11 protein-coding genes, 1 tRNA gene and 2 pseudogenes are annotated in these 11056 nt (G+C 34.3%); 10 read left to right on the top strand and 4 right to left on the bottom strand.

Annotated elements, in window-relative coordinates; genetic code table 11:
* The 3 genes and pseudogenes from OZD64_RS06885 to rsmA form a co-directional block, all read right to left on the bottom strand.
* Nucleotides 1-319: pseudogene (locus tag OZD64_RS06885) on the bottom strand (transposase); the annotation flags it as partial.
* 63 nt (nucleotides 320-382) lie between these two features.
* Nucleotides 383-1876 carry an IMP dehydrogenase gene (gene guaB, locus OZD64_RS04490; protein WP_274999386.1) on the bottom strand — a complete coding sequence of 498 codons (1494 nt, stop codon included), beginning with the start codon at nucleotides 1874-1876 and terminating at the stop codon, nucleotides 383-385.
* A gap of 116 nt (nucleotides 1877-1992) precedes the next feature.
* Nucleotides 1993-2805 carry a 16S rRNA (adenine(1518)-N(6)/adenine(1519)-N(6))-dimethyltransferase RsmA gene (gene rsmA / locus OZD64_RS04485; RefSeq protein WP_038228092.1) on the bottom strand — a complete coding sequence of 271 codons (813 nt, stop codon included), beginning with the start codon at nucleotides 2803-2805 and terminating at the stop codon, nucleotides 1993-1995.
* A gap of 78 nt (nucleotides 2806-2883) precedes the next feature.
* Between rsmA and OZD64_RS04480 the strand changes: the two genes are divergently transcribed.
* Nucleotides 2884-2956: transfer RNA gene (locus OZD64_RS04480), tRNA-Thr, on the top strand.
* 24 nt (nucleotides 2957-2980) lie between these two features.
* Complete coding sequence (locus OZD64_RS04475; RefSeq protein WP_015588848.1) at nucleotides 2981-3709, top strand: triosephosphate isomerase; 729 nt, start codon at nucleotides 2981-2983, stop codon at nucleotides 3707-3709.
* 74 nt (nucleotides 3710-3783) lie between these two features.
* Here OZD64_RS04475 and dprA read toward each other — a convergent pair whose 3' ends face one another.
* Nucleotides 3784-4872, bottom strand: coding sequence for a DNA-processing protein DprA (gene dprA, locus OZD64_RS04470; protein ID WP_274999385.1), 1089 nt, complete (start codon nucleotides 4870-4872; stop codon nucleotides 3784-3786).
* Nucleotides 4873-4933: 61 nt separating this feature from the next.
* Between dprA and OZD64_RS04465 the strand changes: the two genes are divergently transcribed.
* From OZD64_RS04465 to OZD64_RS04430, 8 genes and pseudogenes are all read left to right on the top strand, one after another.
* Nucleotides 4934-5308, top strand: a complete 375-nt coding sequence (locus tag OZD64_RS04465) for a ferredoxin family protein (RefSeq protein ID WP_010082601.1) — start codon at nucleotides 4934-4936, stop codon at nucleotides 5306-5308.
* A 331-nt stretch (nucleotides 5309-5639) separates the two neighbouring features.
* Nucleotides 5640-6287: a hypothetical protein gene (locus OZD64_RS04460; RefSeq protein ID WP_010962361.1), complete on the top strand. Its 648-nt coding sequence runs from the start codon at nucleotides 5640-5642 to the stop codon at nucleotides 6285-6287.
* A 79-nt stretch (nucleotides 6288-6366) separates the two neighbouring features.
* A complete protein-coding gene (locus OZD64_RS04455) occupies nucleotides 6367-7320 on the top strand; it encodes a D-alanine--D-alanine ligase (protein ID WP_010082603.1) in 954 nt (317 codons plus the stop codon).
* Nucleotides 7301-8059: a cell division protein FtsQ/DivIB gene (locus OZD64_RS04450; RefSeq protein ID WP_010962363.1), complete on the top strand. Its 759-nt coding sequence runs from the start codon at nucleotides 7301-7303 to the stop codon at nucleotides 8057-8059. Before OZD64_RS04455 ends, OZD64_RS04450 begins: the two co-directional genes overlap by 20 nt.
* 718 nt (nucleotides 8060-8777) lie before the next feature.
* Nucleotides 8778-9884: a D-alanyl-D-alanine carboxypeptidase family protein gene (locus OZD64_RS04445; protein WP_010082605.1), complete on the top strand. Its 1107-nt coding sequence runs from the start codon at nucleotides 8778-8780 to the stop codon at nucleotides 9882-9884.
* A 99-nt stretch (nucleotides 9885-9983) separates the two neighbouring features.
* Nucleotides 9984-10298: a DMT family transporter gene (locus OZD64_RS04440; RefSeq protein ID WP_010082606.1), complete on the top strand. Its 315-nt coding sequence runs from the start codon at nucleotides 9984-9986 to the stop codon at nucleotides 10296-10298.
* 16 nt (nucleotides 10299-10314) lie between these two features.
* The gene (locus OZD64_RS04435) at nucleotides 10315-10659 is read left to right on the top strand and encodes a DMT family transporter (protein WP_006279756.1); all 345 of its coding nucleotides are present in this window, start codon (nucleotides 10315-10317) and stop codon (nucleotides 10657-10659) included.
* A 266-nt stretch (nucleotides 10660-10925) separates the two neighbouring features.
* A pseudogene (locus OZD64_RS04430) lies at nucleotides 10926-11056 on the top strand (IS4-like element ISWosp8 family transposase); the annotation flags it as partial.

The raw sequence follows: 11056 nt of genomic DNA, 5'->3' as shown, positions 1-11056 counted from the left end.
AAAACCCTACATAGTTCCTGTGTTTTATAGCAATTTCTATATAAAAGAATACTTTACTCTTTTTCTTTGCCCAGGGCTTTTTTTAAGATGTCTCTTTCTCTTATTAGCTCTTTTTTTAGATCAAATCTTTCTTTGTCATAAGGAGCCTTTGCCTGGAAATGCGTATGCTACAGACATTTTTCCATCATATTTTCTTACTTAACATACTGCCATCTATACCTAGATCTTTTGCTATTTTTGTACTTGCTTGACCTGTTTCTTTAACCAGCTTAACAGCTTCTAATTTGAATTCTGCTGTATATTCTCTTCTATTTGTCATATTTTGAAAAAACGTTTTATTTTACTCCAAAAACGTCTTAACTTTCTCTCTACTTTTTCTGGACTACTCCGAATCGGTTGACAAATTGGACGTTTGATAAGCATAATTTGGAGCTTCTTGTGTAATGACTATATCATGAGCGTGACTCTCTCTTAATCCTGATGCAGTAATAGTAACAAATTTACAATTTTTTTTCATCTCTTCTATATTCCTATTACCAGTATACCCCATTGCAGCTTGCAATCCGCCAATCAATTGATGGATTACTCCTGAAGCTGGACCTTTGAATGGAACTCTTCCTTCCACTCCTTGTGGAACTAATTTGAGTTTTGAATCTTTATCTTGAAAATAATGGCTAGCTGAACCTCGTTTCATTGCACTAATAGATCCCATTCCTCGATAGCCTTTATATGCTCTGCCCTTATACATAATAATCTCACCTGGGCTTTCGTCAGTGCCAGCAAAAATCGAACCAATCATCACAGAGTCAGCACCAGCTGCAATAGCTTTTGCAACATCTCCTGAGTATTTTACCCCACCATCAGCAATTAGTCTGACGTTTCTTGCTCTACACGCCTCTGCAACATTCTTGATTGCAGAGAATTGTGGCACACCAACACCTGTAACTATTCTGGTTGTACAGATTGATCCTGGTCCTATTCCAACCTTCACTGCATCAACACCCGCATCAATCAACGCTTCAGCAGCCTCCTTTGTTGCAATGTTTCCGCCAATTAATTGCGTATTAGGATACATCTTTTTTATTTCCCTAATGGTATTGATAACGTTTTCGGAATGACCGTGAGCAGTATCCACAACAACTACATCAACTTCTTCTCCGATCAAAGCTTCACATCTGTCTATACCATCTTTTTTACCAGTGCCAATTGCAGCGGCAACTCTGAGACGCCCTTTACTGTCTTTACATGAATTTGGGTATCTATTGTATTTTTCAATGTCTTTAACCGTAATTAAACCTATACAACAAGAATTTTCATCTACGACCAAAAGCTTTTCTATTCTATTTTCATGCAACAATTTCATTGCTGAGGCACTATTCACTCCCTGCTCCCGCACTGTCACTAACTTATCTTTTGTCATCACTTCGGAAACTTTTACATTCATGTTCTGGTCTTCAATAAATCTCACATCTCGGTTAGTTAAAATTCCAACTAACTTGCGTTGATCGACTACAGGAATGCCAGAATAATTGTGCTCTCTCATTAATGAAATTGCTTCCGCAACTGTTTTATCCGGTGAAATCGTAATTGGGTTATACACGATCCAACTTTCATATTTTTTCACCCTTCTCACTTCTAAAACTTGTTCATCTATTGATAAATTCTTATGTATGCAACCTATCCCTCCATGTTGGGCAATAGCTATTGCAAAGCCCGATTCAGTAACAGTATCCATTGCAGAGGATATGAGAGGGATATTTAGTTCTATACTATTTGTTAAATAAGTTTTTGTATCTGCATCGCAAGGCAATATATTAGAATAGGCTGGCAAAAGAAGTATATCGTCAAACGAATAACAAGCTTCCATTTTTTTCATAGGCTTTATTTAAAGCTTATACGCCAATTAATTAAATTGCAATAGGCAAAATTAGCTAGGAGCCTTTAATTGTATAGCTCTAACTGTTTTTAGGAGATAGAAAAGCTATATAGTTGCTAATACATTTTATTGCACAATAAGCATTCTACATTATTTGCCAGCAAACAGAACTGCTCAATAGTTAAGTTTTCTGGACGTTCATTTCCACTCAATTTAGCGTTTTCAAGGACAGTTTCAGCGTGGTTCGTTATATTTTGCAAGCTATTTCTCAGCATCTTTCTTCTTTGAGCAAAAACAGCACGTATTAATTTTATTAAGGTTTCCAAGTTTACTACAAACTTTGGGGTAGGCAAAGGATTTACTGTAATTACTGAAGAATGTATTTTTGGTCTTGGAAAAAACTCTTTAGGTTCAATATCAAATTCCTTTTTTATATCGCATAGTAACTGGCTTAGCACTGATAGAGGACCATAATCTTTAGAATTGGGTCTTGCTGTAATGCGATCTGCTACCTCTTTTTGAAACATTAATGTCAAACTCGTAAAAAATTTTATACTATCTAACCACTTTAAAAATAACGCTACCGAGATATTGTAAGGCAAGTTAGCAATAACTTTAACTGGGCGCTCTATCAGCTCTTCTTCTATAATATGCAGTGCATCCGCTTCTATAATTCTATACTTTCCTTGATGCTCATTTAGCAGTTGGTCATGGTGTTTTACTAAATCTCTATCTTTTTCTATAGAAAGTAGAGACTTTGGATTATGCACCAATATTTCTCTTGTTAATGCACCATATCCAGGACCAATTTCAATGACATTAAAATTTTCCAGACTACCAGCTAAAGCGACGATTTTTTTTGTTATCTCACTCGATAAAATAAAATTTTGCCCTAGACTCTTTTTTGGCTTCAGTAAAAATTTTTTCATATTATTTTCATTATACAGTATTTTAAAAATTAGTTGACGAAAATTCATTGATAATTGTATATTATTAATGTGTTTAACGCCGGCTTAGCTCAATTGGTAGAGCAACTGACTTGTAATCAGTAGGTTGTCAGTTCAAGTCCGACAGCCGGCACTCTCGCCCATATAAGTAAAGTTGATGTCCTTTTTAATAGTAGCAAATTGGAAAATGAATGGAATGCGTTCTTCATTTGTTGACTTTATAGGCAAACTTAACAACAAGAGCAACGAAATTACCTCTAAGCTAGTGATTTGCCCTCCTTTTACGTCATTTCCAAGCAGTATAGAGTTGAACAATAATATTAATATAGGAGCACAGAATTGCCATCATAAAAAGTTCGGTTCTTACACAGGTGAAATTAGTGCAGAAATGTTAAAAGAACTAGGGTGTACTTACGTAATACTTGGGCATTCTGAAAGGGCTAATGAAAAAGATAGTGAAATAAAACTTAAGTCGGAAATAGCAATAGAATCAGGCTTACACCCAATTATCTGTGTGGGTGAAAATTCAGAAGATTATAAGAATGAAAAAACAAAAGAAGTAATAGAATATCAATGCAAAAACCGTTTGCCAACACACGGTGAATATACCGTAGCATATGAGCCAATATGGGCAATAGGCACAGGTCATGTGCCAAATAATGATGCAATTGCTAAGGTGATAGAGGTAATAAAATTGTGTACTAGTAAAAAACACATTATATATGGTGGTTCAGTCAGTTCAGAAAATATAGAAAATTTGCTCAGTATCTCAAATTTATCAGGAGTTTTAATTGGCAGTGCAAGCTTAGATTTCGATCACTTTTATAAAATTATACAACAAGTTGAAAAAAAGTTTTCTCTTATCAATTCTAAAATCAGCAACTAAGAATCCTATAACAAATGGCATCATTTCAGTGTCAAGCATATGTCTGTACGAGCATCTAGTATAGCTAAAGTAATCTAGAAAATTAACGATATTTTATTCCCCGGTGAACGCTCTATTTTGTTTTCCAACTCTAGTTCTAAAAGAGCCATTAGAGCTATGTTGGTAGAAAGTCCGCTTGCTAATATAAGTTCATCTATATCAACAGGTACAGAGTTAATATGATCAACTATAACAGATTTTGCCTGTTGTAATTTTTCTTGTTTTTGGTTAACAAAATGGTACTCAACATCAAATAGGTTTTTTTGCTGCGGAGGTAAACTAAACCTAATACTCTCTATTATGTCATCAGCGGATTCGATAAGCTTAGCACCGTTTTTAATTAAATAATTACTACCACTACAGCGTGAATCTAAAGGGAAACCAGAAACTGCAAACACCTCTCTCCCTTGATTTAAAGCAAAATCTGCTGTTATTAGAGAGCCAGAACGTTTCGATGCTTCAATCACTGCAACACCTAGCGATAGGCCAGATATAATTCGATTCCTTTGAGGAAAATACTGAGGCTTTGGTTTAGTAGCAAATGGAAGCTCAGTAATTACTAACCCACCGTTCCCAGTGATTTTTTTGTATAGATCAAAATTCTCTTTTGGATACACCACATCAATTCCGCTTGCTGTAACAGCAATAGTGGGATGATTTTTGTATATTACACTGTTTGCTGCAGTATCAATTCCTCTTGCAAGTCCAGAAACGATAATAAAACCAGCTTCGCTTAAATCAAGTGCCAACTTATTGGCAAAATTTCTTCCATTCATTGAAGAGTTACGCCCACCGATTATTGCAATTATCTCACGGCTTAATAATGATATATCACCAAGCGCAGTTATTACAGGAGGACAACTAGGGATATTTCTTAAAAGATCAGGGTAATCTGGGTCACATGCGGGTATAATTTTAGCTCCAATTCTTTCTGCATTATTGATTTCTTCTCGTGCATCTTGAATGCCATACACCTTATCATTAGCCACCCTATTGAGATATTTTAGCACCTCATCTAGCGATCCGTGTGTTCTTAGTATACTAAAAAACTTTATTGGTCCTATGGTTCTAGCCAGGCTTAACCATACTTCTAATTCTTTGTTGTTCAATTTATTTATCTTCATAAAAAGCTTGAATTTCTTATCAATTTAGTGTACCCAAGATAATGCAAATATACAGTGTTTTATGACCCATTTTGTTACAGATAAATGCATAAAATGTAAATATACAGACTGCGTGGAAGTATGTCCCGTTGACTGCTTCTATGAAGGCAAAAACATGCTCGTGATTAACCCAGATGAATGTATTGATTGCGGAGTGTGCATACCTGAGTGTCCAGTAGATGCAATTGTAACTGATGATTCCATAAAAGATATTTTAGAACTAGATGAAGAGTTGCTGAGCAGCGAACAAAAAACTTTCAAGTTATTTTACGATATAAATGTAGAATACTCACAAAAGTGGCCAAATATCACAGCTAAAAAGCAACCCCTCTACACTGCAGAAGAGTATAAGGAAAAAAAGGATAAAACAGCTTATTTTGATGAAAATTTAGAATAATGCTACTGAAGGAAAAGAAACTTTTTGTATTTCAGGGTTGTTGTTTTTGGTTGCTGAAAATAGTTGCGTTATCTAAGTTGTTATGCTGATAAATTAGTATCGATTAATTTAAGGATTAAGGAAAAAGGCTTATTGACTTTTGAAATATTTGATTATAAAACTAGCTGTTAGCATTAAATCTTGGGGGTAAGTTATGAGTATAAATAAAAGAGAAACCATTAAAAAGATTGAAGGGTTACTTTTTCAAGCGAACGGTAATCTTGAAAAAGCATGTGATCTATTATCAACAGTAGAGTGAACCGAAGATGATATTAAAATATTGCTGGAAGAGATGATAAAAGAGTATCATAGCTTGTTTGAAAAGATTTCTTGGAGTTGTGGAATTACTGCAGGCAGTGCACAAGATGCCAACGCAAGCAGCTTCAACGAAGTTTTTAAGCTAGGTTCAAAAGAGTTAGCATTGGCAATGACGTCAGATCTCAGAAAGTCTTATGATCAAGAATTATTTAAGAAATATAAAAAAGAAGAAATGTCTTATCCTGAAGGAGAAGGAGTACAATTTATTAGAGAATTGAGAGTTCTAAGTAGAATACTTACTATATCTTTAATAAGGAAACTTGATGAAGTTTACAAGTTTACTCCAGAAGAAATTGAGCGTTTGAAGGAATATATGTTAGTTAGCAACTATGATATAAGCAAAAGTCTTTCTGATATAGACAAATATATGCATGCACTATCTGCCTTAATTAGAAACTCTTCACTTGATACAAAAAAGATATTTGAGCTAAATAATCGAATGATAATACACACTACAGCCTTAATTGATTTAGTAACTAGTGGAGTAGTGAAAAAAGAAGAAGCAAAAGAACAATCTGCTGAGGATTTAGAAAAGCTTATCTGTGAACAGTATAAAGGTGCAGCAAACACGCCACTACCGTTGCAGAGCACGCTATTTGAAGTGGATAAAAAAAGTGCTTGAAGAAAGTTTATAGTTAGCCAAAGTAGGTATTTAATAAGCTTAATGTAACCATTATGTATGCTATATAGCGAAACATAGAATGCTTATGATTCCAACTATAGCAATTTTAAGTGGTGGATTTTCTTGTGAGAGAGAAATATCGCTTATGAGCGGAAAAGCAGTGAAGAAGGCGCTCGATAGCCTTTCATATAATGCAATAGAAATAGATGTTGACAGCAATATTGCTGAAAAGCTTAAAAAAATTAATCCGGGCCTTGCTTTTATCGCTCTGCATGGACCTTATGGTGAAGATGGCTGCATTCAAGGTTTATTGGAAATCTTAGGTATAAAATATACACACTCAGGAGTTATGGCTTCTGCCGTTGCTATAAATAAAGTGATGTCAAAGCATATATTTCGATCCCTTAATATCGACACTCCAAAAGGTTATGTAATTAGCCGAGAAGATGTACTAAAAAATAATATTAAAATCGATTATCCGTACGTCTTAAAACCAATTAATGAAGGTTCAAGTATTGGAGTGTACATAATTTTCTCGCACGAGGATTACTTAGAACTGAAAAATAATAGTTCTACTATAATGGAAAAGATGATCGTAGAAGAATACATACCGGGCATAGAGTTACATACTGCTGTATTGCTGGATGAAGCAATTGGCACTATAGAAGTACGACCAAAAAATAAATTCTATGATTATGAAGCAAAGTATACAGATGGATTTGCAGAACATATATTTCCTGCTAAAATTCCTGACAATATATATAAAATGACCTTGGAACACGCACTGAAAATACATCAATTTTTAGGATGCAAAACTATTTCCCGCTCAGATTTCCGTTATAATCCCAAAAATAACACTTTAAAAATGCTTGAGATTAATACACATCCTGGCTTTACTGAGTTATCGTTAGTGCCAGAAATTGCAAAATTGGCAAAAGGAATCAATTTTAATGAATTAGTTAAAATTATTATTGAAGATAGTTTGCAGCACAAAAATATTAGGGATTTAAGTCATGTTGAGCAGTATTACTAGAAGCCAAAGGAGTTTTTTGCGTAAGTGTGCCTTGGTTGTTATCACAGCACTTTTTCTTACGCTAATACTTTACAGCTCACTTGATAAAATAATAAATCGATTTAATTACTACTTTACTTGGTACAATGACTGCCTATCTAGTTTATTACTCAGTAGTGGATTTTCAATCGACGAAGTAGTCGTGAGCGGCAATAAATTTACAAACAAAAAGGATATTCTAAGTTTGACAGATAGAACGCAACCTATCCTGTATATATCACTTTCAAAACTTGCCGGTAACATACAATCCGTAAGCAGATGGATAAAACACGTAAGAGTTCACAGAATTTTGCCCAATACTCTACACATTAATATAGATGAGCATAAACCGTTTGCTCTCTGGAAAGATAATAACAAAACCTCGGTAATTGATTTTGAAGGTAAAGTGATCGTAGATGACTATCTAGTAGATGATCTTGTTGTAATTACAGGACAAAACTCATTATCAAACCTAGAATTTGTTAAAGATGTGTTAGAGAGTAAAACTCAATTAAGTGACCACATTTCTTCTTTTGCTTATATAGGGAATAGAAGATGGAATATCATACTTGATAACGATTCCACAGTAAAACTGCCTGAAGATAACCCTTATAGTGCATGGGACTATTTAAACCACTTACACAATACAACTGATTTTACTTTCAGCGATTGGAGTATTATTGATATGCGTATTACTGATAAAATCTTTGTGAAGAGGTGATCTGCTGTAATCCAAGTAGCCCCTTTTCCTGTCATCCCAGTGCCCAGACACTGGAATCCCGCCGCGAACCGTCATACCGCGATTCATTCGCGGTATCTCTTAACATAGATCCCTTATTTAACCGCCATACCTTAACATAGATCCCGCTAACACGTAGCGGGATGACGGTTGTCGTTTAGCTATAAATATTTAAGAAATTTACCAAACGAAAAAAAAGGCAAAAGAAGCCCCGTGGTTGGCTAATTACTTACATTATACTTTCAAGTATGGCGTTTTTTTATTCTAAACGCTTAATAACCGCGATTTAGCTGCTTTTTAATGCAACTAACCTTTAGTCATGAATGTTTAAGAAATTTACTAAACAGAAAAAAAGGCAAAAGAAACCCTAGGGTAGCTAGTTATTCACTATCCATTTTTTAAGTTGGCGTTTTTTTATGTTTTAAATGCTTTATAAGCGCATTTTAGCTTATATTAGGTAAAAACCTAGAAATTTTATAAAGACATAAGGTGCACATAGTGCAAAAAATTAAACATGAGACGCCAGATACGCGAGTTTTTTTGTCATTTAATCTGTATAGAGAAGATAAATAAATAGCTTCAGTTTCATGATAAGGGGGCTGGCAAGGTTTGTCAAGGAATTTTTATGCAAGAGATCTATTGAAATGCCCCTGTAAAATTATACTATTAATTAGTACACTATAAATTTAAAATTATAGATATGTTAAGCAGATTGGTAATTTTGCTATTAGTTTTTATACTTCCTTTTTCTTCATACTCATACCAGTTTAGAACCAAAGCAAAGCAAGCAGTAGTCTTAGATTTAGCTTCAGACTCATTCATTTTTGACCATAATTCTGATGAAAAAATGGCCCCATCTTCAATGAGCAAGCTAATGACTTTATATATAGCCTTCGATTATCTAAAAGCTGGAATAATACACATGGAGGATAAATTTCGAGTAAGTAGAAAAGCGTGGGAAAGGAGAGGCTCTTCTATGTTTTTGAAAGAAGGTCAATCCGTTACGGTGAGGGAATTACTTGAAGGAATTACAATAGTCTCAGGCAATGATGCCTGCATAACACTAGCCGAGGGCATTGCAGGATCAGAAGAGAATTTTGTGGCTGAAATGAATGAAGTTGCACAAAATTTGAATCTGAATGACAGTCATTTTGTCAACTCAAGCGGGTGGCCAGATGAAGATCATTTTATGAACGCAAAAGACTTGGTAATGCTGGCAAAAAGGATTTTCACCGATTTTCCTGAATATTATGATTTATTTTCCGAACAATATTTGACATATAATGAAATTGTACAAAAGAATAAAAATCTTCTACTTTTTCACGATATTGGGGTTGATGGCTTAAAAACCGGTTATACAAATGCTGGTGGTTACGGCATTGTAGCATCTGCAAAACGAAATGATAGGAGAATTTTTGCTGTCGTAAATGGTTTAAACACTGAGAAAGAGCGAATAGAAGAAGCAAAAAGATTGATACAATACTCCTTAAATCATTTTAACACTAAGAAAATATTCGTTAAAGACAGCGTAGTTGAGGAAGTAAATGTTCTCTATGGAAAAGATAGAAAAGTGCCTATTACAGTTGCAAACGATGTTACCATAACTTACAACCGCAAATTGCATGACCAAATTAAGGTGCGTATTGAATATAAAGATATGATACCTGCACCCATTAAAAAAGGTCAAGAAGTGGGCAAAGTTTTTGTAGAAATACCAGGTATTGAGCAACAAACTACACCACTTTATGCAGCAAATGACGTGCAGGAATTGAATTTCGTAGAAAAGTTTTTTAGGATGTTGTTTTAAGTTTGATATTAAAGCAATTCCGAAAGAGAGATCTATTGCACTTTAATGTAGTTTTAACTAACAATTTCTGTTACAATACAAGATTGAAATGTTACGAAAATGTGCTGGTTGTATTTGTTGCTGTCTAGTATCCTAGAGATACTGTGGGCTGTAACGCTAAAGTTTAGTAACAGTTTTACTAAAGTTGTGCCTTCGATTGCAACATTGGTAATTATGATCATTAGCATTTACTTTTTATCTCTTGCAGCATGCTTTCTACCTATTAGGGTATGCTATGCAGTTTCCTCTGGAATATGCACAATTGGAATAACTATAATTGGTGCAACCACTTTCACAGAGAATATTAATTTATCTCAAGTTTTATGTATCGTTTTAATTGTAATAGGAAGCATAGGGCTAAAGCTCTCTATTTAAACCTAAAAATTTATGCATGAATTGGATATATTTACTCTTATCGTCACTAATTGAAGTGTTCTGGGTCATAACACTTAAGCATAGTTATGGATTTACTCATCTCGTACCATCAATAATTAGCATACTCTCCATGGCTCTTAGTACATATTTACTTTCGCTCGCGACACGTTCTATACCTATCGGAGTATGCTATGCAATTTGGACTGGAGTGGGCGCTATAGGAGCTTCGATACTTGGAGTTTACCTATTTGATGAACCAGTTAATTTATTCGAAGTAATATGCTTTATTTTAGTTACATTCGGGATTATAGGATTAAAATTGTTTGATACTGCAAAACAAACTGTTGATAAAATGGAATAAAAGATCCCACTGGGATGAAAGAAGCAGATACCCCATATTGTCATGCAAATTGGAATCCAGACTTTTTTCTATATAGCATGGTGAAGACGGGAAACCGTAACCGTTCACACAATGGCGTCAACTTAAGGAAAAATGTCAGAGATTGTGTATAAAATTTCTCTCCAAATTTTTTATCATTAAATTATCCAAAGAGTGCAAGGGACAGCACTTTTGTTTCTGTTTTATTTCAACAAAGAAGTCTAAAATGTGTCCTTTTTAGGTGAAATATGCAAAAAGGAAAAAACCTTATTCTACAAATTAAAAATATAATATACTCGAAAACTTTTCAGAAAATCCATTGTGTTGAGTTTTACACGAACAAGAAAACTTCCTTTTTCGACAGTATTTTCTATGATTT

It is taken from the genome of Wolbachia endosymbiont of Drosophila tristis (assembly GCF_028981745.1).
Lineage (GTDB): Bacteria > Pseudomonadota > Alphaproteobacteria > Rickettsiales > Anaplasmataceae > Wolbachia > Wolbachia pipientis.
This window is presented reverse-complemented; position numbering and strand designations above follow the sequence as displayed.

Bases quoted from the DNA above. Each gene is read 5' to 3' on its own strand.
- guaB (WP_274999386.1), bottom strand. From the start codon at position 1,876: ATGAAAAAAATGGAAGCTTGTTATTCGTTTGACGATATACTTCTTTTG.
- rsmA (WP_038228092.1), bottom strand. From the start codon at position 2,805: ATGAAAAAATTTTTACTGAAGCCAAAAAAGAGTCTAGGGCAAAATTTT.
- OZD64_RS04475 (WP_015588848.1), top strand. From the start codon at position 2,981: ATGTCCTTTTTAATAGTAGCAAATTGGAAAATGAATGGAATGCGTTCT.
- dprA (WP_274999385.1), bottom strand. From the start codon at position 4,872: ATGAAGATAAATAAATTGAACAACAAAGAATTAGAAGTATGGTTAAGC.
- OZD64_RS04465 (WP_010082601.1), top strand. From the start codon at position 4,934: ATGACCCATTTTGTTACAGATAAATGCATAAAATGTAAATATACAGAC.
- OZD64_RS04460 (WP_010962361.1), top strand. From the start codon at position 5,640: ATGATAAAAGAGTATCATAGCTTGTTTGAAAAGATTTCTTGGAGTTGT.
- OZD64_RS04455 (WP_010082603.1), top strand. From the start codon at position 6,367: ATGCTTATGATTCCAACTATAGCAATTTTAAGTGGTGGATTTTCTTGT.
- OZD64_RS04450 (WP_010962363.1), top strand. From the start codon at position 7,301: ATGTTGAGCAGTATTACTAGAAGCCAAAGGAGTTTTTTGCGTAAGTGT.
- OZD64_RS04445 (WP_010082605.1), top strand. From the start codon at position 8,778: ATGTTAAGCAGATTGGTAATTTTGCTATTAGTTTTTATACTTCCTTTT.
- OZD64_RS04440 (WP_010082606.1), top strand. From the start codon at position 9,984: ATGTGCTGGTTGTATTTGTTGCTGTCTAGTATCCTAGAGATACTGTGG.
- OZD64_RS04435 (WP_006279756.1), top strand. From the start codon at position 10,315: ATGAATTGGATATATTTACTCTTATCGTCACTAATTGAAGTGTTCTGG.